Here is a 23,468-nt window from a genome sequence, read left to right as displayed (position 1 = left end):
AGGCCCCGGAGGTCCACCAGAAGGTCCAGTAGCTCCGGTTATGCCGGTAGGCCCAGTAGGCCCCGGAGGTCCACCAGTTCCTGGCAATCCGGTAGGTCCAGTGGGCCCCGGAGGTCCACCAGAAGGTCCAGTAGCTCCGGTTATGCCGGTAGGCCCAGTAGGCCCCGGAGGTCCACCAGTTCCTGGCAATCCGGTAGGTCCAGTGGGCCCCGGAGGTCCACCAGAAGGTCCGGTTGCTCCGGTTATGCCGGTAGGCCCAGTAGGCCCCGGAGGTCCACCAGTTCCTGGCAATCCGGTAGGTCCAGTGGGCCCCGGAGGTCCACCAGAAGGTCCGGTTGCTCCGGTTATGCCGGTAGGCCCAGTAGGCCCAGTAGGCCCTATTTGAGGCAAAGGAAAGGAACATGGAAAGGGTATGTGACAATTCTTTTTAAATTTACTCATTTTTACACCTCCCTTATAAATTAACTACCAATTTATATTTATACTTTAACAACTTATGAGTAAACAGACACACGGGTGTAAGGAAAAAACCTATAAAAATTACATAAAAGGTTTTAAGAGCAAGCCTCTATTTCACATTCCATACCAAAAAGAGCACCATATATATAAGTGCTCTTCAAAGGAAAGGCTTTATTAATAACTTTAGTACGGCGTAGGAAGTGGAGTCCCTGGCGGTCTCCACCAAGACTCAACGGTTTTCCAAGCAGCATTATAATTGTAACCTCTTCCCATCAAGTATCCTATGGCAACAGCTTCTGTTAATGCATGTCGATAGCCAAGGTGCTGAGCTTCTTGTAACCCATGACTAACAGCTGGAGTTATTATAGTAAGAGTTTGTTGTTGAAGGTTATGTGATTGTGGATATAAGGCTTGCTGAGGCTCTCGATAATAATCAATAGGGGTATAAGATTGTTGATTGTTGATGTCCATATTAACACTCCTCTCTTTTGATCAAAATAATTATTAATTATGGATTTTAGATACTTAATAATTTATGCGGGTATGGGTTGTTTGAGGAATGGGCAATAAACATGTGTTTTTAATCTTCTAAAATAAATTTATTAGAAGGTAAGTTATAGGATATAGCTATATTAAAATGAATTGGCTAAAAGAAGAAGACAAGAGGCGACGTAATTGCTGTAACACTTGATGAGGATTGGTATAAAAATTTCATTTTGTAGTGAAGAAGAAATTGAAATAGAGCAACCATTTAGGTTGCTCTACAGATAAGAGGTAACTCAGTGAACAAAATGAACACGTTAAAAATGTATGTAATAAGTAGAAGAATAAGAACAAAAAAGCAGTTAGCAAAAGCTAACTGCTAAGCCCTCGGAGAAAGGGAAAAAGAAAATTACAGAGGTCACTGTGAATTCAAGCTGTATCAGCCTATTTATAGTATTGGACAGAATTTAGAATTTTATTCGGACAAACTAAAAAAGAGCAGTTAGTAAAAGCTAACTGCTCAACTCTCGACCAAGAGAGCTAGAGTGGGAAGAATTTAAAAGTTTGTTTTAAATTCTCTTATAGTATCGGAAAACACTTAGAATTTTATTCACTAAAGAATTAAATTAGGAAGTTCAATAATTGATTGTATCAATAGCATAAACAATATTTAGGAATTTATTCAGGGAGGTAGAAGGAAATGAATACTTTTAGACTGTTCCAACTTGGTTTTGATCTGCAACATCAGAATCGTATGTGTTTGTTGCACTAACACCGCTAAAATTATTGGCAATAAAAGCAACATTAGATGATCCTGAACCATTATAAGCTTTTGTATTTTCCTTTGGAGAAACGTTATAAAAATCACCTAAATTGAAAGAACCGTTACTATTTTGTACAACCAGATTTCCAACAACAGATGGCATAGTTTTCACCTGCTTTCCTAGAAAGTATTTAAATTAGTATATGGTGTATGCGTCTAGAGGTTCATCTGGATCTGAAAATTTTGAAATGAAGTTTGTTAGAAAACATAATAAAATAATCCTTTTGTGGGGAAAAGGAATTTATAAAATAGGTACAATTCACGTTTAGACTGTTTTTGAATGTAATAGGTATCAAAAGGAGTAAAACGCTCCAAAATGGAAATGAGAGACGTTTGCATGAAAGGGATGAGAGGAATGGCAAATGCAAAGAAAAAGAAAATAAGAAAAGCTATCGTTCGTCGTGCGATATCCGTTGATAAATACCAAGTTAACAAAGCTTGGAGAAACATCTTTGTGCAGGCTGGTATTATTAAATAAATGAAAACAGAATACAGTCCGGCTAGAAAACTAGAGGATACCAATTTTTAGAGCAGCAATAAAGCTGTTTTAAGAAATGGTGTCCTCTTTATTTTTGAAAGGGGATGTGGGGAATGAAGGTATTAAAAGATCAATTACATGAATGGAAAAAGCAATCCAAACAAGGAAAGAAGAAAAACAAAAAAAACAAAAAAAACAAAAAAAACAAAAAAAACAAAAAGAGAAATTAAGTACTCGTGAAATTGAGGATTTAATGGGGAAGCATAGACCTTGTTATGAACGTAGACGTGGAACGTTAAGACAAAAGTAATTTAAAAATAAAAAGGAGTGGTCTTACATGACTAAACAATTATCTTTCTTACCAAAAATCGATAGAACGGCAACACAAGAGGAATTAGAAGGCGTGTTGGAAAGTGTACGTATACATAGACAATTTGGGATGATGCGTAAAGAAATGAAAGTCACTCCTTCTTATGAAATGCGCGAACACGGCCCTACACATGCAGTTGGTAAGCCGTTAGAAGATGTTGCCATAGCAAATATTCAACAAAGTAAACGAGAAGAATGGCTTGAAGGGATGTCATTACGTATTGATCAGTTTTTAAATCGATTAGGAAACGGACGCGCAGGAACTATCCAAAGGGATATTATTTGTAAACGTTATTTAGAAGAAGAGGATATGTGTGATTACATGGTTTATAACGAAATCGGAATGTCAGAACGTACTTATCGACGTTGGAAGTCTAAAGCGTTTTATAAACTTGCTTTTGCACTTGGATTAGAAATTTACGAGACAGAAGAGACTGGAGGTAATGAATAATGAATTTTGTTCAACCGATACGTAATCCAGAGCAAATACAACAAATCAAAGAGTATTTAAAAGAAAAGAGTGAGCGTAATTATATCTTGTTTGTAATGGGAATTAATACAGGTCTACGTATTAGTGACATTCTAAAACTAAAGGCTGGAGATTTAAAGGGAAGTCATATCTCAATGCGTGAAATGAAGACAGGTAAGCAAAAACGAATTCAGATTACTGCAGCATTAAGAAGAGAATTGAAATGGTACATCGAAGAGAGGGAAGATCATGAGTATCTAATCAAGAGCAGACAAGGAAAGAATCGACCAATTGGAAGAAGTATGGCATATAAAATACTTAGTACCACAGCAGCTGAGTTTGGATTAGACGAGATTGGAACGCATACACTACGTAAGACATTCGGATATCATATGTACATGCAGACAAAAAATATAGCCTTGCTGATGGAGATATTCAATCATTCAAGTGAACGAGTAACGTTACGATATATAGGAGTAAACCAAGATGCAATGGATAAAGCAATGACTAGATTTAAAATCTAATCATTGCTTTTTATTTTCTGGGCTCTCACCACTTGTCTATCTCGTTATTCAACTAAATTACTAATTATCAAAAGTGTTTTATTAGCCAATAAATTGTATTAATAGTTGGTTAAATTTATCACGTTCTTCCCAAAATGGTCCATGACCACTGAATTGAAATGGTACAAGTTGAGAATTTGCTATTAAATTTTTTGTTTCTTGACCTTTGATAAATGGAACTATTTTATCATGAATACCATGAATAATTAACGTAGGTACAAGTATTTTGCTAAGGTCATTGTAGACATTTTCATCTCTTAATGTTGTCATGATTGCAGCAGTTGACCAACTAGCGGCCTGTAATCCTAGCTGAAAGAACCATTCTGAGAATGGTTTAGTAATTTTCTGAAAGAAAAATAGGTCCGTTACACCCTCTAGCATTTTAGGGCGATCATTTAGTGTTTCAGTAATGAACTTATTTGCTATTTCTTTTTCAACACTAGTTGGAGATGCAGCGTCTATAAGGACTAGTTTAGATACTCCAATTCCTTCATGCCTAGCCATATAACGAATTGAAATAGCTCCTCCAGTGGAGTGTCCTGCTAATGTAACCCCTTTTAACTGCAACGCCTCTATTACTACATGTATATCATCTGCTAATCTGTCAAAATTGTAACCATTGAATGGTCTATCGGAATTACCATAGCCTCTCCAGTCAATGCCTATACATCGATATCCCATCGCAGGAAGAATATTGAACTGATATTCAAATTGTTTATGGTTTAAAGGCCATCCATGTATAAATAAAATTGTTTTATTACCCTGTGGATTTACATCTTCGACATATATTCTTACACCCGGTTCTACAGTAATAAAGTATCCCACGTGGATTCCTCCATATAATTAAGATTGCCTTTACAATAAAATATTCAACTAGGGAAATAAATATGTTTAGTCTCTGCTTTTATGCAATGTTACTCATTTTTATTGTGTTGTGTAACTCAAAAGAGAAAGTTAAATGAAATCAATGATACCAAGCGATTCAGCGAAGGGGGCAGTTACACACAATATAAGATATGGGTAAGTGGTAGTATCAAGGAATTGAATGGTGTATATACATAAATATAAAATGTAAGGGGGAGGTAATTGTGATTCATGTTAAATGAAGAACTATTAGAAGCAATAATTAGATACAAAAGGAATACTGGAAAAAATCCTGATGTGTTAAAGCTAAATCCAACTTATTTTAGAAGTATTTTAGAAGAATTGAATTATCCACAGTGGATTATTAAAAAGAAAATGACAGAAATGAAAAAAAGTATATTTGGTGTACCAGTGGAATTAACAGATGCAGTGGAAAAATTTGAACTATGAAAACGTTGGCAGAGTCGTGACCGCTTTTTGGCAGGAAATGTGTCGGTTATTTTGGAATTAACGTGTTATATTTGTATTGTGGGAAGTGGCGGAAAACACAACTCACTATGTTGTTTTTAAAATTCTAAACGGTTCGTAATGACGGCACATAAAATCCGAAACCAGCAGATGGTAGTGGTTGAATGATACCGTTATTAAGGAGAGCTTTTGCTCTTCTTCCAGTTACTTAATAATGTGCAAACAAATTGATGCAGCAATATTAGGTGATTGGAAGAAGGAGAAAACTTCATTTACCGTAATTGAAATACAAATAAATAATTGATATCAGAGCATCCATTCGGGTGCTTTTCTTTTGATATGCTAATTAATCACAAATCGGTATTCCAAGTACTCTTAGAGCTAATGCTACTTGAAGAGAAATCTCTAATCTAGCAATTTCGATACCAGCTACTGTAAGAACTAAAAAAGAATGGCCGTTTACAAACAAAACAAACTCAACACAAACCAAATATTGTAAAGAAGGTTCAAAAACTATCTAATGTAACACATCATATATTTTGTTACATTAGATTTATGAATAGAAATGCCGTTATATCAACGTTTCTTTATATTTTTAAAAATAACCACCATATTTTATGTAACATATTGTATAATAAAGATACATCTAATGTAACATAACGTATGGAGGGGTAAGGAATGAAGTTTGTGCAACCAATTCGAGATAAGAAAAAATTAGAAGAAGTGAAAGAGGTTTTACGTCGCCAGTCTTATCGTGATTTGTTTTTATTTGAAATGGGAATCAATACAGGTCTAAGAATTAGTGACTTATTAAAGTTACATGTAAATGATGTGAAAGAAAGAACTCACATTGTAATTAAAGAACAGAAAACCAAAAAAGAGAAACGTTTCATTATCAATACAGCGTTAAGAGAAAAAATAAATGAGTATGTAAGTGGAATGAATGAAACGGATTGCTTATTTGCTTCTAAAAAGACGGGGAAACCAATCACAAGAATTCAAGCTTATCGAATTATGAACGCTGCTGCTGAAAAAGTAGGGCTTGATGAAATCGGAACGCACACTCTTAGAAAAACTTTTGGATACCATTATTACCAAAAGACAAAAGATGTAGTAATGCTACAAACAATCTTTAATCATTCTGCTCCATCGATCACATTGCGTTATATAGGAATTCAACAGGATGAGATTGATAAATCACTAGAAGACTTCAGTTTATAAAGGTGTACCACCAATATTTTAACGAATGTGCGTATTATCCATCATAATAAACCTTATTCGGATAAAAGCTAACATCATATTTTTGAGTTTGTTATAATTTTAACTTAGAAGTGTTATAGGAAACTTTATAACTATCCTTATATTTATGAAAGGGAGGAAGGTTAATGATATATAAACCATTCGCTGAAATTACATTAGAAGATATTATAAAGCTAAAAGAAGATGGTGTAGAAGAAGGTAAACGAATTGATTACAAAGAACAACTAAAATTCGAAAATAGAGATGTAAAGAGAGAATTTGCAAAAGATGTAACAAGTTTTGCGAATACTGAAGGCGGAGATTTAATTATAGGTGTTTCTGAAGAGAAAGGCGCTATTAATGAAATTTTAGGAATAGAAGTTTTAGACAAAGATGCACTTCGATTAAGTATAGAAAGTTTTCTACGTACTTCTATAGAACCGCAGTTGTCGAATATCGGAATAAACTTCTATCCTATTGGTGAGCGTTTTATATTACATATCCATGTGCCAAAGTCGTACAATGGGCCGCATATTGCAAATAAAGCAAAATTTGTTGCTAGAAACTCTGCTGGGAATTATGAATTAGATTACACAGAAATTAAGCAACGTTTTACTGCTTCTAAAGGCGTTGAAAGCGAAATGGAGTCATACCATTTTGAACGATTAATGAAAATAAAACGAGATGACGGATACTGGGAAACGGAAGATGGTGCAGCAATTGTCATGCATATTATGCCGATTCAATCATTTGTAGATTCCTTCTTTGTAACTGATTTAAGCTGTGGAAAATTTGAATTGAAACCTCTATTCAGTTCTTTTCATCAACAAAAGATTAATTTCAATGGTGTAGCTGGAGTTGCTAGGAAATCTTATCATCATATTAATCGGCAAGGTATTACGGAAATTGTTGACAAGCTTTATTTAAACCGTCATTTAAAAGACAACACAGACGCTGAACTTATTGAAGGGTCGCTAATTATATCGAAGGCGGAAGAAGCTCTTGGAAACGCTCTTCGCAATGTTGAACTGTTAGGGCTTAATGGACCGTATTATGTATTTACTGCTCTAATTGATGTTAAAGGGAGAATATTTGGAATGTATAGGTATGACCCTTATGGAGAAGTTTACCGTGAAAATGATATGATCTTCCCAAAAATTATTGTTTCAAATCCACAAGATATTTCGGAATATAAAAATACACTTAAAATCTTATTTGATAATGCTTCAGGTAGTTTTTAGAGTGTTAATAATATGAAAAAATTAAAGTAGCGCATCCGCTGCTTTTTTATTTTGTAAAGCAATTAGCGTGAGGTGGTGTAAATGGAAGAAGAAACTATAAACGTTCCTACATGCTCTGTTTGTAATGAGCCGTGCATGTGGACATTAAAAATGCCATTAACTATTACTCATTTTGATAAAACATATCTCCGTGAAGCAAATACGGATAATGCTCATATATGCATTGAGTGTTTAGAGAAGGAAGTGCAAACAATTGGATAAGGGGGCAGGTGTTATGTAATTATGGCCAGACAACGAAGTCCAGACCGTAACAAAGCGTATGAAATGTTTAAAGAACATAATGGCGATATTACTAATCGAAAAATTGCTGAATTATTATCTACATCCGAACGAACTGTTAATGAGAAAACGGTAGGAGGTTGGAAAACAAAAGATAAATGGATACAGCAATTAAATGGAGTACTCCATATAAATGAACGGAGTACTCCAAAGAAAGATGCGGAGTACTCCAAAAAGAAACCAGGAGCACCCAAAGGTAATAAGAATGCTGTAAACAATCGTGGTGGAGCCAAAAAGGGCAATAGAAATGCTGCTGGTAATTCTGGTGGTTCTGCTCCGCTACGTAATGGTAATGCTGCTACTCATGGTTTATATAGAAAGTATTTACCACAAGAAATATTTGATTTAAAAGAAGAATTAATAGAAGCCATTAATAATGATCCTTTAGCAATCATATGGGAAAGTATTATGCTGCAGTACACTCAAATCATTCATGCTCAACGTATTATGTTCGTTAGAGATAACGAAGACATGACAAAAGAACTGCGGAAAAATAAACTTACCGAAAGCGGTTTTGAGGAAGAATGGGAAATTCAATTCGCTTGGGATAAGCAGGCTAGTTTTTTAAATGCTCAATCTAAAGCGATGACAACATTAGTTAATCTTATTGAAAAATACGATAGGTTAGCCAATACAGAGGAACAAAAACTACGTATTGAGAAACTCAAGAAAGAAATCGCAGCTATTAAAATTGATGGTGAAACCAATCAGAATACAGAGGACTGGAAAGAGTCGCTTATGAAGATAGCAGAACGCAGACGCAAGCAAAAGGAAGCTGAAGCTAATGAGTAATACAGCTTTTACTGAATTTATGGAGATCATCGATGTTTATTGGGATGATCCAGTTGCGTTTGCCGAGGATATGCTTGGTTTTTATCCGGATGAATGGCAGAGAAAAGTTCTTATGGATTTGGCACAAAGTCCAAAGGTTTCTGTGCGTTCTGGTCAAGGTGTTGGTAAAACAGGTCTTGAGTCAGTTGTTGTTATTTGGTTCCTCTGCTGTAGGCCGAATCCAAAAGTTATTTGTACAGCTCCTACAATAGAAGAAAGGAGGACATACAAACGATATGAGCGATAAGAAAACAATTAAGAATGTAAAAGTATTTGGTATTAATAAAGCAGCAGATGATCCAAAGAATAAGGAAGACAACAGCAAACAAATGGCAGTTGACCCATTTGCACAAATATATGGTGATAAGGGATTGATTAAACCTCCGTATGATATGAAAGTGCTGCTTGATATAAAGGAAAGCAATCCTATTCATTCTGCTTGTATTAGCGCTAAAGTTGATGATATTGCTGGTGTTGGTTTTGACTTTGCTCCTTTTGAAGAAGTAAAAGAAGCAGCGAGCCAGGAGCAATATAAAAGGTTAAAAGACTTTATGCGGAATTGTAATCCGGAAATGACAAGCTCAGAGATCATAAGGGCCGTATGGGATGATTATGAAACAGTCGGATGGGGCATTATTGAAGTTGTTCGTAATAACAAAGATGAACCGTCAGAACTATACCACATTCCAGCTCATACAGTTCGTGCTCATAAAGATAAAGTACGCTTTGCTCAAATTGTAAATAACAAAGAACGTTGGTTTAAAAAGTTTGGTTATCCGGATGATTTTCGTCTTGTTGATGGTAGGACATTAAATGCAGAGGATATTGCAGAAAACGGAACAGAAAAAGCTGGAGAAGTAATTGTTATTCGTAAATTCGGTTCTCGCTCTTCTTATTATGGGATACCTAATTACGTTAGTTCTATAGGTTCAATAGTTGGCTCTCAAGCGGTAAGAGATTACAATATAAACTTTTTTTCAGGCAAGACTATTCCAGATGCTTTGCTATTCCTTGAGGGAGTCGATGAAATAGATGAGGGAACAGAAAACGAACTAAAAGCGTTTTTCTCTGCAGAAACTAAGGGTGAACATCATAAGTTGGCCGTAGTTCCTGTTCCACCAGGAGCAAAAGCTAGATTGGAAAAAGTCAGTCCTGATGTAAAAGAAGGCAGTTTCCGTTTGTATAAGCAGGATAGTGCAATGGAGATATGTGTGGCTCATCGTGTACCGCCTTATCGTATCGGTTGGGCTATGACAGGTTCATTGGGACAAACAACCGCTAAAGAAATGAACGAGATGTACAAACGCTCTATTATAGAGCCTGGTCAAGAAATCTTAGAACATCGATTGAATAATCAATTGTTCTGTGTATTCGCTGAAATACTAGGCGGCCTAGATTGGCATTTCAAATTAAATGAAATCGATACGGATGATCGTGAAGCAGATTTGAAGTATGCGAAAGACAGTTATGATGGTGGAATATTAATGTTGAATGAGTCACGTAAAGTAGTAGGTTATGAACCTGTACCAGGGGGGGATAAATTCATTAATGATACAACTGAATCTACCCCACCTGAACCAATTGCTAAATCTGCAGATAATGAGCAAGAGAACATAATTGCTATTAATGCATTTAGGGAAAAGCATGAAAAAGTAGAAAAAGTTATGCAAAAGAAGGTAGCTGATTTTTTTCCGAGCAGGGAAAAAGGCTCTTAAACCTGCTTCCCGTAATTCGTATTAATAAAGCAGATGAAGAATTTGTTCCTGTAATTGATGAAGCAGAAGTAGATGAATTCCTGGATAGTGTGGATTGGGATGAAGAACGTCAAATGTTTGTTGATGAAGTCACGGACACACTACAGGATGATGTTACAGAGTTTGTACAAAGTACCATAGCTTCTAATGGGTTAACCTGGATGGTATTAGATCCAATTGGCGACGTCGCTGCAAAATGGGTTGCTGCTTATGCATTCGAATTAGCAAAGGGAATCCATGAAACTACTAAAGATAGATTAAGAGAAACGATGTTAAAGAATCTTAGTGAGGGAATGGGCGTCGATGCATTAAGTGTTTCTATTGCAGATGTAATGTCAGAAGCAAGTAACTATAGAGCAATGATGATTGCACGCACAGAAGCAACATACGCAATGAATTACGGCAATTTAATTGCTTATAAGGGCGCAAATAGAAACAAGAAAACATGGCTTACAGGAAACGATGAGCGTGTTTGTAAAGAATGTGGTGGTTTACATGGAGAAACGGTAGATATTGATGATCTATTTAGCAATGGAAAGATGTGTCCGCCAGCCCATCCACATTGCCGCTGCACTATGATTTCAGAAGAATAGCAAATACACCTATTTAATTGGGGTTTCATCGTCAAAACGTATACGGCTTTAAATTGGCTGCTATGCGTTTTGACAGTGGAACCCCAATATTTATAGGGAAGGAGGTAAAACGATGGGATACGAACTAAAAAACGCCAATATTAGTTATATTTCTTTGGTTACCAAGGGCGCTAATGGTCGTCAATTCGCCATTATGAAAAGTGAATCTGCTAAACAACCTAATATATCTAAACAGATACCAATCCTTAAAACAGAGGAAGAGAAGCAGCTTATTACAGGCGTTGTTTATGAACCACTAGTAGCGGATAGTCACGATGACATGATGACTGCAGAAGAAATCGAAAAGGCTGCATATACCTTTATGGAAAATTACCAACATATCGATAAGCAGCACGATGAAATAGCAGGTAAAGGTACTGTCGTTGAAAACTGGATTGCTAAAAGCGATATGATGGTTGGCGATCAAGAAGTAACGGCTGGTACATGGCTTATGACAGTCCGTGTTGATGATGAAGAAACATGGGAACAAGTGAAGAAAGGCGATATTACAGGATTTTCAATGGGTGGATTTGCTGAACGTGTAGAAATCGCTAAGTCCGATGATTTTACTCATGAAGATAAAAGTCTTATTCGAAAAATGCTAGATTTCGTCAAAGGTGAAAAACACGAAATTAAAAAAGGCGAAGTAAAAGACCGCTTTATTGATGAAAAACAAAAGCGTGATTTACGGGCTGTTTTTAATTTATTTGAAGATGTGTTCTATTGGGAGATTTGGGAAAGTAATCCCGATATCGACCGTATGGCAGCTGCTCTTGATGATATGAAGGACATACTTTCTTCTATTAAAGGCGGTTATACCATTGCGAAATCAGAAGATAGTACACAAGCAGAAAGCATTGTTTTAGAAAGTATTAAAAAAGCTGGGAAAGTATTATCCCAAAAGAATCATGCAAAATTAGATGAAGCATTAGCTTTAATTAGCGAAATAAAAGAATCAGCTTCACCAGAGGAGGAAGAAGAAATGAAGGTAGATGACATTGCAGAGATTGTTAAACAAGCAGTAGAACCACTAGCTACTAAGCTAGATAAGATTGAAAAACAAGTAAATGGTGAGGAAGTAGAACCAACACCAGAAGAGCAAACAGATGAAGAGAAAGTTGCAGCAGTTATCCAGAAAGCATTAGCGCCATTTGCTGAACGTCTAGAGAATATCGAAAATGCTGCTTCTATTCGTAAATCGCTAGACCCTGATGGTGAGCCAGTACCTGGGCAACAACCAATTAAAAAATCAGTTTTTGCAGGCCTTGACCTAAAATAAGAGGAGGATATAACTATGACAATGACTAACGCAGAATTATTAGCACATATGCAACGAATTTCAAAAGGTGCTATTTCAACTGGATCGATTTCTTCAGGATTATTAAATCCGGAGCAAAGTAAAGAATTCTTTAGAATGGCATTTGACGCAACACCATTCTCTCAATTACATCGAAAAGAAATGCGTAAAGCAAAACAAGGTGTGATTGATAAAGTCGGTATTGGCGGCCGTATTCTTCGTAAGAAAACAGAGGGTAAAGATGATGAATACCGTGCAGGTGTTAAAACATCCAACATTCCTTATAATACAAAAGCGATTCGCCTACCTTGGGAAATTAATGAAGAAACTCTCCGTGAAAACATTGAGGGAGAAGGTTTTGAGGATACCGTAATGACTCTTATGGCAACTCAAACGGGTATTGATTTAGAGGATCTACATTGGAATGGTGACTCTGAATCATCTGATCAATTTTTATCAATTAATGATGGTTGGTTAAAGAAAATTTTAAAATCAAAAGAATCTCATATTGTTGACCACTCTAAACTAGTAACTGGGACAGGAGAAGCTGCAACAGCTAACGGATTTAGTAAAGGTTCTTTCTTTGCGTTATCTGGTGTAATGCCAAATAAATATAAGAATAGTAACCTACGTTGGATTATGTCGCCAAACCGTAGAGAAAAATGGATTGAATATTTAACAAACCGTCCGACAGGCGCTGGCGATGCTGCATTACTTGGAGCAGGAGATCAAGTTAATAAACCAATGGGATATGGAATTGCAGAGGTTCCATCATTTTCAGATGATATTATCATTCTTGCAGATCCACGTAACTTTATTGCAGTTAACACTTATGAGACTCGTGTTCGTAAAACAACAGAAGGTAAAGCTGCAGTAATGGAAGACAAACGATTCTATGTAATTCATTTTGATGATGATGCTGTAATTCAAGAGATGGACGCAGTAGCAATCCTAACAAATATTCCGGATGCGTTTGGAGCTTAATATCCAGGCGTATTTTTTATGGGAATAAACCCTTTATTATTAGGGTTTTGAATGTATACTTTTTTGATTTTTTCTTGTTTTTAATGGAAAACGAGATAGGACCAATAAAACCAGCAATACGAATGTAAACTTTCATAGATTAGTTTACATTCGGGTACTGACGGCAAACCGCGGATTTTATACGCTAAGAATATGCAGGATTTCATGCAGGCTACGAGAACGGTTTGAACTGCCAAATGCTGTTGTCACAGGAATGTATGAAATCTTGCATACAGAAAGGGAACGGAAAGCTAGAAAACTCTTGGTATGAATGAATTTCTGGGATTTGGTTACTACTGATAATGGGACGTTATGTTAACTGAATGTGTATGGAATATACATGATTCTTTGTTAAACAATAGAGACAGGTTATTTAATAAAAAATGATGGTTTGGAAATACTATCTGTCAGAAAATTAAATTAGAATCGAGGTGATAAATTGATAGTTCCATTTCGTTTATTCATTGCCTTAATACTTTTAATTAGTTACCCCATGACAATCATGGCTAAAGAAATTAAGTATAATCACAACAGCACCACTATTCCAGAGATACAGAAAAAAGTTGATTTCACTATTTTATCTCCAAAAAAGATTCCAGATGATTGGACATTAGATACAAAAACATCCCCTTGGATAAGTCTACATTATATGGATAGCAAAGATACAAAGCTGATGGTTGCTATTTCCTTTCATAGAGGAATTCCATTATCCGATAAAAACTTCCCTCATGCTGATCAAATTGTGATTAACGGAAATAAAGGTTATTTTTCAGCATGGGGAAATAGTGGAATACTGGATAAGAATGGAGAACTCATTACAGGTGGTTTACTCTGTTGGACACAAGCTGGAACATATGTAGAAATGCATAGCACAAGATTACCAAGGGGGAAAATGCTAGAAATAGCAAGGTCAATGAATTAACGTTATTTACTTGTACAGCGATAATAAATATTGAATAAATTAAATACGATAACTTCCAATAACGAATTTTATGTCAACTAGCACCTCATACGAGGGGCTAGTTGTTTTTTTACAGTAGCAAAGATGAGATGTCTTAGCGTATAAAATCCGCGTTTTGCCGTCAGTACCCCACATTCGTGAAAGGGGTGTGAAATATGAAAATAGTTGCGCTGCGATTAGGTGGAACTTACACCGCTTATGGACAAACGTTTAAGAATGGCCAAGAGGAAACAGTTGCAAATGATAAAGCTGATTATCTTGTAAGTACTGGACATTTTGAACTTGTAAAAGAAGTCGATAAGAAGGAGAAAGAAACATAATGGATATTACCGTGCAGGACATTAAAGACCGCGTAAACGTGCAGAAAATACCCGATACGGTTATTTAAGGATTAATAGATTACTATGCTGTTATTACAAGGAAGTATATAAGAGTCAAGCCAACTAATCCGATGAAAGAAACCATCCGGACAAGTAAACTGGCTTGGCTTTCTTTTCCTGCTGAATCTATAGCAAAAGTAACTCATGTTAGTTCTAAACAAGATATGACCGATTCTATTACTGTAAATGGGCGTATTGTTTATGGTTTATCCGAAAATCAGTTATATGAATTCGAATATAAGATACAAGATTATGATGATCTGCAGGTACTTATGAAGAAATGTATTATTGATTTGGTTGTTTCTGCAGTAGTTCGTGCTAACTTACAAAGAAAAGGTATGAAGACATCGGAGAGTATTGGTGATTATTCGTACCAGATTAGCCCAGAAACGCTAGATGAACCAGCTACAAACAATAAGATACTCAATGGTTTAAAAGGTTTTAGAGCAAGAGTTAAGCCGGTGATGGCTACATGAATACGTACTTCGATGATGGTGGCATGGATGATTTATATATTCATGAGGTAGTTGTAAAACGAAAATCAAAAAAGAAACAATCCTCTGGTAATTATGCAGAAGTAGAAGAGGACGTTTACGAGAATATGACTTGTCGTGTAACTACTAATTCTGCTGCTGATAATGAGAGATTTAAGCGTGATAAACAAAATTTTGATACAACTTTTAAAATATATGCACCTGCTTCTTACAAAATTAAGCCTAATGATCGTATTCATTTCAAAAGTGAAGAATTAGGTGTTGATTATATGTTTGAAGTAAAAGGAGAGCCGCGTAATCCTGCGTTTATGAATCACCACATTGAAATTTATTGCGAAAAGGTATGATTCTATATGGCTAATTCAGTAGAAATTGAGTACTCAAGCAATATGGAGCAAATAAAGACGCATATTAACGCTATGTGTGTTGAAAAAGTCACAGCAGCATCTATTCATTTACAAAATCAAGTTAAGAAGAATCTCACAGGTAGCCGTAGCGGTAAACAATACAAAATACCTCATACGAGTCGTAAATATACTGCTTCTAAACCAGGTGAAGCTCCTGCTGTTCGTACCGGTGACTTGTTAAATTCGATTAAATACAATGTTAAACGGTCACAATCAGAGGTATTGGGTGCAGTAGGAAGCGATTTGCAGAAAGCGATATGGCTTGAAGCTGGTACAAGTAATATGGAAGCCCGTCCATTCCTATTAAAAGCGTTTGAAAAAGAGCGCAGAGAGCTTAAAAGAATGATGGGAGGGTAATTGTATGTCTAATGCTATTGCAGCTATTAGAACAATTGTGGAGAACGATGAAATAATAAAAGCTAATCTATCAGAATATGGTGAAGGTGAAGACAAAGGTCCTGCTCTTTCATTCCAAACTGCACAAGATGATATGGAAATGCCTTATGTAGTTATGAGAATTGAAGCAGATAATCCGGATGATGTTGAAATTATAGATCGTATGATTCTGAATTTCGATGTGTATTGTGATAACGGGGATTATGATAAGGCAAAGTTAATTGCTACACGTATTGAGAAGTTACTAGATAGAGAAGTTGGTTTAAAAGATGATGGGATACTTTCTATACATCGTGCCGGTAAACTGCCGGTACCGGATGAAGACCCATCTATCATTCATATAAATGCGAAATTTCTTGTCCGAACCATGCGAACGGACTTGTATTAGGGGGTAGGACAAATGAGCTGGAAATTAATTAATGGTGTCCGTGAAGGGACAACTGATAATTTTGTTATCGGCCCTGGTGTCATGTACAAAGGTTTTAAGAGTGTAAAAGAATTAGGTGAACTTGTAGGAGCGACTACAGGCGGCACTAAAGTAGGTTTTGACCGTGAGTATTACGATGCGGATATTGATGGCGTACTAGGTAAAATGGTACGCGGTAAGTGGTTGCTAAAAGATGAACCTCATGTAGAACTTACACTAGTTGAATTTACGAAAGAAAATCTGCAGTTAGCTTTACCTGGTATGACAATAGATAGTACTACAGAAACAGACTACGATATTATGAAACCTTCTAATGATATTCCTGATTCAAGTTACCATGATATAGCATTAATCGGTATGATTTCTGGAAGTGAATCACCTGTTATCTTTGTAATTCGTAATGCGATGGTAGTTTCATCTATTGAGGTTGATCTAAAAGATGGTAAAGGAACGGTTGGCTTGAAATGCAAGTTTATTGGTCATTACAGTGAATCTGCACCATCTACACCGCCATATGAAATTTACTTACCGAAGAAAAAGAAAACAACAACACTAAAAGCACCGGCTACCGTATAAATGGTAGTCGGTTTTCTATTACATAAAACGAGCTAAATGCTAAAAGGAGAGAACGGAATGGCTTCTATTTTAGAGAAAATGATGAATAACGGTACAGAAATTACAATCATGGGTGTAAAAGTGGAAATGCGACGTTTAAATGTAACTGATGTTTGGCGATTTGCTAAGATCATTTCAAAAGTTGGACGCAGTGCAATGGCCAACTTCGCTGATTTTGGTAAGGATAAGCAAGAAATGGATGAACTAACTAAAGTAGCAGAAGCTCTTCCAGAAGAACAAAAACAAGCGCAGTTAGCTGCACTTAAAGAGAGACAGCAACAAAAAGGATTAGAATTCGCTTTCCGTGTCCTAACAATGATTCCTGCTTGCGAAGATGATTTCACAGAGTTCTTTGCTAGTTTATTAAAAGTAAAAGCAGAAGAGTTTCGACAGTTCCCTCCGGAAGCAATGGTTGCTGTTATACAGGGCCTATTAGAAAGTGAGGACTTAATGACTTTTTTCAACCAGGTCAAGGGACTCGTGAAAGTTCAGAGCGAGAAATGGAGCAAACCAGCAGCAGCTCAAATGCAAGCGTAAACGAAGATACAGATGAATATTTAGAGGAAGCTGAACAAAACATGTTACGTGCTTTCGATAAGATCCAGAAGCGGTATGGATGGACAGATGAATATGTCTTATCCATACCTTATTCGCGTTTAATGGATTTATTTTCATTAATTGCACAAGAAGAGCAGCAAGAAGAACTAAATGAGTGGAAGAAGATGGCGTTCATTGGCTTTCAAACTCGTCAGCTTGAAGAAGGTACTACTTTCAACGATTACCTTCAAGCTTTTGGACTTACCGATACTCAAGACGACAAAGAGTCATCGTATGAGATGGGAGAAGTATGGACGAAAGAAGCATGTGAAGCGCACGTTGAGCAGATTATGGCTCAATTCCAAGAAGACGACGATGAGGAATAAAAGGGTAATAGACCCCAGCGAAGGGGGTGCATAAATGCTCGCTGAAATGTTCCAATTGTTCGGAACGATTGGTATTAAAGCAGAAGGTGCTTATAAAGATTTACAGCAATTCGAAGATCGTGTACAAAAAACTGCAAACGGAATGCATGATAAATTCCAAAAAGCAGGGGAATCAATTAGCCATGTAGGTAGCAAGATGCAAGAAACAGGCGCTAATATGACCGCTGGTGTTTCATTACCTTTAGCTGGTATTGGTGCTGCAGCAGTTAAAGTAGCTTCTGATTTTGATACTTCTCAAAGAAACATCCAATCCTCTTTAGGTCTTACTGAAAAAGGTGCCGAAAACCTTGGTAAAATCGCAAAAGAAACTTGGAAAGATGGATTTGGCCAAAGTATTGAAGAAGTAGATCAATCCCTTATAAAAGTGTATCAAAATATGAAAGAAGTTCCTCATGAAGAATTAGAGGAAGCTACAAAGAGTGCTATGACACTGGGTAAAACATTTGATTCTGATATCAATGAAGTAACCCGTGGTGCAGGGCAATTAATGACTAATTTCGGTATTTCTTCAAAAGAGGCATTTGATTTATTTGCTGCTGGTGGACAAGAGGGTTTGAACTATTCAAATGAAATGTTTGATAATGTGTCCGAATATGCACCACTTTATAAACAAGCCGGGTTCTCTGCTAACGAGATGTTTACCATTATGGCAAACGGAACCCGTGATGGCAGTTATAACCTCGATTACATTAACGACCTTGTAAAAGAGTTCGGTATTCGTGTACAGGATGGTTCAAAAGGTGTAGCTAATGCTTTTGCTGAAATGTCTCCCGAAACACAAAAAGTATGGGATAACTTCAACAAAGGTAAAGGAACTTCTGCAGATGTATTTAATGCCGTCTTAGGTGATTTAGGTAAGATGGACGATAAAGTAAAAGCAAACCAACTTGGAGTTGCTGTATTCGGTAGATGATAAGTTGTGCCGAATTAAAATCGCGGTATAAAGCAAAGAGGGTGCGAATCCTAATTTGAACCGAAGGCTATGCAAAGTATGGCCAGGGGCAGAGCATAGAGGGTGAAAAGATATAATCCCTCCACGAGACCGCGACACTAATAAGTGAAAACGTATGCCGAACCGAGGATGAATCGACATCCTATTATGCGGAGGAATCCCCGGAAGTAGAGGATAAAAAGCCTTTACGATAACACAATGACAAAATGGGAAGACATGGGTGCTCAAGCTGTCTTAGGTCTTAATGATGCCAATGGTGCATTAGGTGATGTTGAGGGAACGATGGGCAAAATGCAGAAAACACAGCAAGAAGCCTTTGGTGTTCGTTGGCAAAAGTTAATGCGCACTACGATGGCATCATTAGAACCATTAGGACAAGCCATTTTAGATATTGCAGAAGTAGCCCTTCCACCAATTATTAAAGCTGTGGAATTAGCTGCAAAGGCATTTAGTTCTATTCCTAAGCCAATTCAAATTGGTATTGTAGCAATTTTAGGTATGGTTGCTGTATTAGGTCCACTAATTGCAATGATGGGCTTTATGACAAGTGGAGTTGGTGCATTTGTTGGATCGTTTAGATTCCTAGTACCGGTATTATCTAAGGTACCATTGTTATTTACGGGTATATTAAAGCTCGGCCCTAGATTGATTGGTATGTTCGGAATGATAGGAAGAGCAGTTGCGTTTCTAGGAAGTACTGCATTTGCTGGACTTTTAAAGGTAGGCCCTAAACTTATTGGTATGTTTGGTGCGATAGGTAAGGCACTCGCTATACTTGGACGATCTGCAATGACATTACTCATGAATCCCTGGACGATTGCAATATTAGCTATTGTTGGATTAGTATATTTAATTTATAAAAACTGGGATGACGTTGTAAAATACACAAAGCAAGCCGTGAAATGGATAGGCGATGTTTGTTCTAAAGGGTGGGACGCAACTGTAAAAGGTGCAAAAGCCGCTTGGAATGGGTTGTCTAAGTTCTTTTCTGGATTCTGGGAAGGTACAAAGAAAGTCTTCCATACATCCGTGTCATTTCTAGGTAAAATCCTGGAGGGCGCATGGAAAGGTATCACTGCAGTAATAAAATGGCATATCAATACTTGGAAGAAAATATTCGAAGTTGGTTGGAATGTCATTAAATTTCTGTTTAATGCTGCTTTAAATGCTATAAAAAGCGTTGTTAAATTCGTATTAGAAGGCATTAAAAATATAATTTCATTTTACGTTAAATTTTGGCAGACGGTTTTCAGAGTCGGGTGGAATGTCATTAAGACAATCTTTACCACTGTACTTAATTTCTTGAAATCGTTTGTTCGTGCTGCATTTGAATTCATAAAAAATGTGATTTCCACAGCGATGAATGTTATTAAAACTATTATTTCTGCAGCATGGAATTTTATAAAAACAGTATTTGTTACTGTATTGAATTTCATTAAGACTACTGTACAAAACGCATTCAACTTTATTAAAAATGTAATTATTACCGTGATGAATGCTGTAAAAAACTTCATTCAAGCGGCATGGAATTTTATTAAAGATACGATCATTGGAGCAGTTCGCGCTTTCGTTAATTTCGTAGTTGATAATTTCAACAAAATTAAAAATACAATTTTTAGTGTTGTTGGGGCGATTAAAGATTTCATAGTAAATAATTTCGCTACGATTAAGAAAGTTATTACCGGTACTTTTACAGGTATTGTAGATACCGTAAAAGATGTCTTCAGTAAAGTAGGATCCATTGTAAAAAATGTAGCAAAAGATGCAGTGAACTGGGGAAAAGATATCATCGCTGGTATTGGTGAAGGTATGGCTGCAATGGGTGGCTGGGTAGCTGATAAAGCAAAAGGCGTAGTCAGTGGAATTCCAAAAGCAGTTAAAAAGTTCTTTGGTATTCGAAGCCCTTCACGCCTAATGATGGAATTTGGTGGATTTATTACAGAAGGTCTAGGTGTAGGGATGGAAAAAATGATTCCTGCAGTAGACAGAGCTTCTGAATTGCTAAACAAAGCAGTGGTTCCACCTAAGCCAATGAAACTAGTAACCGATGTATCTACTCAAATCGGACAAATGGGAGCACGTTCAGCTGATCTAATCGGTAAAACTGCACATCCATTTGCTGGACAAACCCACGTTGAGAAGAAAACAGATAATGGCGTAACAATTCAAAATGCAACATTCAGAGTCGCTGTTGAAAAACTACAAAATGCAGAAGACTTTGTAAAAATGAGAAAGCTGCTACAAAACGTAGTTGCTGATGATCTAATGGGAATGGCGGTGCGAAATGTATGAGTATATTAAAAACATTGCATAGGAGAGGTGGTTCATACCATCTCTTAGGGGATGCTACAAAATTAAAAAACACAATACAATATACCATTAATTTCTCATGGCCAGGGACATATAACTTTTCATTTATGTCCCAAGTTCCTATTGGTTCTGATGGTATGCTACCAGATAAATATTTTATAGTTCGGGTTAATGGTATTGAAAAGTTTAGAGCAAGAGGTGCTTATGCCTGGGAAGCAAGAGAAATCTTTGTTGGTGCAGGTCCACAAACAATTGAATTTACAACAAGCGGTTACGGTTCCTCGGACATAGCGTATATACGTGATGTTCATTATTATGCATTTGGACCTATACCCACTATTGCGATGATTGAACAAACAAAAATGCCGAAATCACTAGACGGCTTAAAAAGCTATAATGTCATGCATGGATATCCACGTTTTCAAAGTGCTGGGAATAAAGGATGCGAAGTAGAATTCACTGCTCTATTCAACGATATAAGTCATTGGCGCGATTTTATGAGAGAAATATATCGTCCTCATATTATCACCGGTGATTATGGTACGTACGGGGGTATTATTCCGCCGAATGAAGTAGATGCAATACGAAAAGGAACGCTAGTAATAGCAAAATGTAAATTAACATCTATGTCACAAGCAGGTATTGGAGTTGATGGAATATGAGAGAAGGATCTATTTCTTTAATTAGAATGTTGGGGAGCTATTTCCAGGTTGGGAATAACTCCCCTAATTTAATTGTTTATATGAAAAGAAGGGACTCTTCTTCTTATGTACAAGTACAACACCGTGTAACCGGCTTAGAAGTGCAGGAGAACGCCGACCAGTTCGCTAGTACATTTACTATTAGCTTTGCAAATGAATACGGGAAAATGGCTCCGGATAACTGGTATGGTAAGTTTTCTTCTATTCAAGAATGGTTTTATAACAGTGAGGTAACAAATACAAACCAGCTATATCCGCAGACTGAATTTAAAGTGTCTATTGGCTATGGCGAGGAAGCTTTACCCTATATACATGGTTTTGTATCTGATGTGAAGGTAAATGCCGAAAGTGGCACGATTTCAGTTACCTGCACTACATCTTATAAGAAGGTTTTACATAAATCAGTAATCCCAACACCTGGATCAGATGAAATTGTTGCACCAACCGGTAATGTTTATGATGTAGTGAAATTCTTCTTTGAAAAAGCAGGAGTTCAATTGCACGGCAGCGGAGTAAACATCCCTGGTACCAATCAAAGTTGGATTGTTGAGGGAGCAACAGGAAAGAGATTTCAAAAATGGGATGAAATTGTTCGCGACATTATAGATACAACATTCCATTACATTAAACACGAACCAGATGGCAGTTGTACGTTTATGAAAATGCCAGACTATGCAATTAACGAACCTGCAAAGTTTAGCTTTAGAGAAGGCGAGAACCTTATTTCATTAGATATGCAGCTAACGGACCAGGATATAAGTAATAGCATTGTTGTTAAATGCGGAGATTACGCAAATGGATTTCTTAATTCGTTTCTATTAAAAAATGTATCACAGGGTGATTTACGAGAGGAAATGATAGAAGTTCCATGGGCCACAACATTCTTTGCAAGAAGAGCAGTTGCTGCAGCTTATCATTTAAAAGCAATTCAGAAGTTCAGAACATTAACAGTTGCAGTCGTTGGGGATCCACGGATTCAATTATTTGATGTAGTTTCTGTTTTCAATAGAGATTCTGGCCAACAGTGGAATTACTTCGTTAAAGGTATTAATACAATGATATCTGCAGATGACGGATTCTATCAAACTTTAGATTTAACAGTTAACTACGGGTATGAACCTGCTCCATATACAGATATAACGGGTATTACTGTAAACATTGATACGCTACGATTAAAACTTTGGGATTGGGATTTAGAGGATGGTGACTTATTAAATATTTATTGTAACGATAAGTTAGTTGAAGAAAATTATTTCATCCGGAACAATCCAACATACGTTGATATTCCACTAGAATACGGTGTGAATATTATCGTATTTGAAGCAGTACGAAACCCAAAAGGGATTCTTACAGGGCGTTTGCAAGTACTAGATACGCAGAATAATATCTTGTTTGATTATGGTTCTTTACCAGATTTATCATTTCCTCGGGTAAATCAAGATGCAAATCACTATTATATCCAACGACCAGCCAAAACGTGGTCTGTTACGAGGGTGAACTAGGGGTGATT

27 protein-coding genes and 5 pseudogenes are annotated in these 23,468 nt (G+C 36.6%); 27 read left to right on the top strand and 5 right to left on the bottom strand.

The window, feature by feature from the left end; all coding sequences use genetic code 11:
• The 3 genes and pseudogenes from SB773_RS27970 to SB773_RS27960 form a co-directional block, all read right to left on the bottom strand.
• Positions 1-441: pseudogene (locus SB773_RS27970) on the bottom strand (BclA C-terminal domain-containing protein); the annotation flags it as partial.
• A 201-nt stretch (positions 442-642) separates the two neighbouring features.
• A complete protein-coding gene (locus tag SB773_RS27965) occupies positions 643-930 on the bottom strand; it encodes a hypothetical protein (RefSeq protein WP_002135972.1) in 288 nt (95 codons plus the stop codon).
• A 722-nt stretch (positions 931-1,652) separates the two neighbouring features.
• A complete protein-coding gene (locus SB773_RS27960; RefSeq protein ID WP_098720393.1) occupies positions 1,653-1,868 on the bottom strand; it encodes a spore germination protein in 216 nt (71 codons plus the stop codon).
• 252 nt (positions 1,869-2,120) lie between these two features.
• Here SB773_RS27960 and SB773_RS27955 point away from each other — a divergent pair, with 252 nt between their 5' ends.
• The 4 genes and pseudogenes from SB773_RS27955 (at position 2,121) to SB773_RS27940 (ending at position 3,605) form a co-directional block, all read left to right on the top strand.
• Positions 2,121-2,243 (top strand): DUF3983 domain-containing protein, encoded by a 123-nt coding sequence (locus tag SB773_RS27955; RefSeq protein ID WP_087943100.1) that lies wholly within the window; start codon positions 2,121-2,123, stop codon positions 2,241-2,243.
• A 113-nt stretch (positions 2,244-2,356) separates the two neighbouring features.
• Positions 2,357-2,553: pseudogene (locus SB773_RS27950) on the top strand (hypothetical protein).
• A gap of 27 nt (positions 2,554-2,580) precedes the next feature.
• Entirely contained in the window at positions 2,581-3,063 is a 483-nt protein-coding gene (locus SB773_RS27945) for an ArpU family phage packaging/lysis transcriptional regulator (protein ID WP_410593457.1), read from the top strand.
• Positions 3,063-3,605, top strand: a complete 543-nt coding sequence (locus tag SB773_RS27940) for a site-specific integrase (RefSeq protein WP_215564270.1) — start codon at positions 3,063-3,065, stop codon at positions 3,603-3,605. The genes SB773_RS27945 and SB773_RS27940 overlap by 1 nt, the downstream gene beginning before the upstream one ends.
• An 81-nt stretch (positions 3,606-3,686) precedes the next feature.
• Here SB773_RS27940 and SB773_RS27935 read toward each other — a convergent pair whose 3' ends face one another.
• The gene (locus SB773_RS27935) at positions 3,687-4,469 is read right to left on the bottom strand and encodes an alpha/beta fold hydrolase (RefSeq protein WP_410593454.1); all 783 of its coding nucleotides are present in this window, start codon (positions 4,467-4,469) and stop codon (positions 3,687-3,689) included.
• A 270-nt stretch (positions 4,470-4,739) separates the two neighbouring features.
• Here SB773_RS27935 and SB773_RS27930 point away from each other — a divergent pair, with 270 nt between their 5' ends.
• Entirely contained in the window at positions 4,740-4,958 is a 219-nt protein-coding gene (locus SB773_RS27930) for a hypothetical protein (protein WP_410593452.1), read from the top strand.
• 364 nt (positions 4,959-5,322) lie between these two features.
• Here the strand turns inward: SB773_RS27930 and SB773_RS27925 are convergent, their stop codons facing one another.
• Positions 5,323-5,466 carry a DUF3956 family protein gene (locus SB773_RS27925; protein ID WP_080223070.1) on the bottom strand — a complete coding sequence of 48 codons (144 nt, stop codon included), beginning with the start codon at positions 5,464-5,466 and terminating at the stop codon, positions 5,323-5,325.
• Positions 5,467-5,654: 188 nt separating this feature from the next.
• On the opposite strand from SB773_RS27925, the gene SB773_RS27920 reads away from it, so the two are divergent.
• From SB773_RS27920 to SB773_RS27815, 22 genes and pseudogenes are all read left to right on the top strand, one after another.
• Positions 5,655-6,197, top strand: a complete 543-nt coding sequence (locus SB773_RS27920) for a site-specific integrase (protein ID WP_215564273.1) — start codon at positions 5,655-5,657, stop codon at positions 6,195-6,197.
• Between the two features lie 164 nt (positions 6,198-6,361).
• Positions 6,362-7,456 carry an AlbA family DNA-binding domain-containing protein gene (locus SB773_RS27915; protein ID WP_215564275.1) on the top strand — a complete coding sequence of 365 codons (1,095 nt, stop codon included), beginning with the start codon at positions 6,362-6,364 and terminating at the stop codon, positions 7,454-7,456.
• 81 nt (positions 7,457-7,537) lie between these two features.
• Positions 7,538-7,717 (top strand): hypothetical protein, encoded by a 180-nt coding sequence (locus SB773_RS27910; protein ID WP_000390790.1) that lies wholly within the window; start codon positions 7,538-7,540, stop codon positions 7,715-7,717.
• A gap of 21 nt (positions 7,718-7,738) precedes the next feature.
• Complete coding sequence (gene terS, locus SB773_RS27905; RefSeq protein ID WP_410593449.1) at positions 7,739-8,587, top strand: phage terminase small subunit; 849 nt, start codon at positions 7,739-7,741, stop codon at positions 8,585-8,587.
• A pseudogene (locus SB773_RS27900) lies at positions 8,580-8,843 on the top strand (terminase B); the annotation flags it as partial. The gene terS and the pseudogene SB773_RS27900, both read left to right, overlap by 8 nt.
• Before the next feature lie 19 nt (positions 8,844-8,862).
• Positions 8,863-10,341, top strand: coding sequence for a phage portal protein (locus SB773_RS27895; protein ID WP_410593447.1), 1,479 nt, complete (start codon positions 8,863-8,865; stop codon positions 10,339-10,341).
• A gap of 113 nt (positions 10,342-10,454) precedes the next feature.
• Positions 10,455-10,973 carry a phage head morphogenesis protein gene (locus SB773_RS27890; RefSeq protein WP_410593461.1) on the top strand — a complete coding sequence of 173 codons (519 nt, stop codon included), beginning with the start codon at positions 10,455-10,457 and terminating at the stop codon, positions 10,971-10,973.
• Between the two features lie 112 nt (positions 10,974-11,085).
• Entirely contained in the window at positions 11,086-12,291 is a 1,206-nt protein-coding gene (locus tag SB773_RS27885) for an XkdF-like putative serine protease domain-containing protein (protein ID WP_215564283.1), read from the top strand.
• A gap of 15 nt (positions 12,292-12,306) precedes the next feature.
• Positions 12,307-13,293: a major capsid protein gene (locus tag SB773_RS27880; protein ID WP_215564285.1), complete on the top strand. Its 987-nt coding sequence runs from the start codon at positions 12,307-12,309 to the stop codon at positions 13,291-13,293.
• Between the two features lie 541 nt (positions 13,294-13,834).
• Positions 13,835-14,254, top strand: a complete 420-nt coding sequence (locus SB773_RS27875) for a hypothetical protein (protein ID WP_410593444.1) — start codon at positions 13,835-13,837, stop codon at positions 14,252-14,254.
• Between the two features lie 194 nt (positions 14,255-14,448).
• Positions 14,449-14,613, top strand: coding sequence for a YqbF domain-containing protein (locus SB773_RS27870; RefSeq protein ID WP_410593442.1), 165 nt, complete (start codon positions 14,449-14,451; stop codon positions 14,611-14,613).
• Positions 14,613-15,149, top strand: a pseudogene (locus SB773_RS27865) (hypothetical protein). The gene SB773_RS27870 and the pseudogene SB773_RS27865 overlap by 1 nt, the downstream one beginning before the upstream one ends.
• Positions 15,146-15,514 (top strand): hypothetical protein, encoded by a 369-nt coding sequence (locus tag SB773_RS27860; protein WP_137076326.1) that lies wholly within the window; start codon positions 15,146-15,148, stop codon positions 15,512-15,514. Before SB773_RS27865 ends, SB773_RS27860 begins: the two are co-directional and overlap by 4 nt.
• Positions 15,515-15,520: 6 nt before the next feature.
• A complete protein-coding gene (locus tag SB773_RS27855; protein ID WP_085313693.1) occupies positions 15,521-15,931 on the top strand; it encodes an HK97-gp10 family putative phage morphogenesis protein in 411 nt (136 codons plus the stop codon).
• 4 nt (positions 15,932-15,935) lie between these two features.
• On the top strand, positions 15,936-16,358 hold the full coding sequence (locus SB773_RS27850; protein ID WP_215552418.1) for a hypothetical protein: 423 nt from the start codon (positions 15,936-15,938) through the stop codon (positions 16,356-16,358).
• Between the two features lie 12 nt (positions 16,359-16,370).
• On the top strand, positions 16,371-16,973 hold the full coding sequence (locus SB773_RS27845) for a hypothetical protein (RefSeq protein ID WP_002136000.1): 603 nt from the start codon (positions 16,371-16,373) through the stop codon (positions 16,971-16,973).
• 57 nt (positions 16,974-17,030) lie between these two features.
• Positions 17,031-17,549 (top strand): hypothetical protein, encoded by a 519-nt coding sequence (locus tag SB773_RS27840; protein ID WP_002136002.1) that lies wholly within the window; start codon positions 17,031-17,033, stop codon positions 17,547-17,549.
• Entirely contained in the window at positions 17,513-17,935 is a 423-nt protein-coding gene (locus SB773_RS27835) for a hypothetical protein (RefSeq protein WP_002136003.1), read from the top strand. The genes SB773_RS27840 and SB773_RS27835 overlap by 37 nt, the downstream gene beginning before the upstream one ends.
• Positions 17,936-17,969: 34 nt before the next feature.
• Positions 17,970-18,902 (top strand): annotated as a pseudogene (locus SB773_RS27830) (phage tail tape measure protein); the annotation flags it as partial.
• A gap of 219 nt (positions 18,903-19,121) precedes the next feature.
• Entirely contained in the window at positions 19,122-21,239 is a 2,118-nt protein-coding gene (locus SB773_RS27825) for a hypothetical protein (protein ID WP_410593459.1), read from the top strand.
• Positions 21,236-21,919: a hypothetical protein gene (locus SB773_RS27820; RefSeq protein ID WP_410593438.1), complete on the top strand. Its 684-nt coding sequence runs from the start codon at positions 21,236-21,238 to the stop codon at positions 21,917-21,919. The genes SB773_RS27825 and SB773_RS27820 overlap by 4 nt, the downstream gene beginning before the upstream one ends.
• Positions 21,916-23,460 (top strand): hypothetical protein, encoded by a 1,545-nt coding sequence (locus SB773_RS27815; RefSeq protein ID WP_410593436.1) that lies wholly within the window; start codon positions 21,916-21,918, stop codon positions 23,458-23,460. Before SB773_RS27820 ends, SB773_RS27815 begins: the two co-directional genes overlap by 4 nt.
• The last annotated feature ends 8 nt before the right edge of the window (positions 23,461-23,468 follow it).

The organism is Bacillus sp. SIMBA_074, from assembly GCF_046534555.1.
GTDB classification, from domain to species: Bacteria; Bacillota; Bacilli; order Bacillales; family Bacillaceae_G; genus Bacillus_A; species Bacillus_A mycoides.
This window is presented reverse-complemented; position numbering and strand designations above follow the sequence as displayed.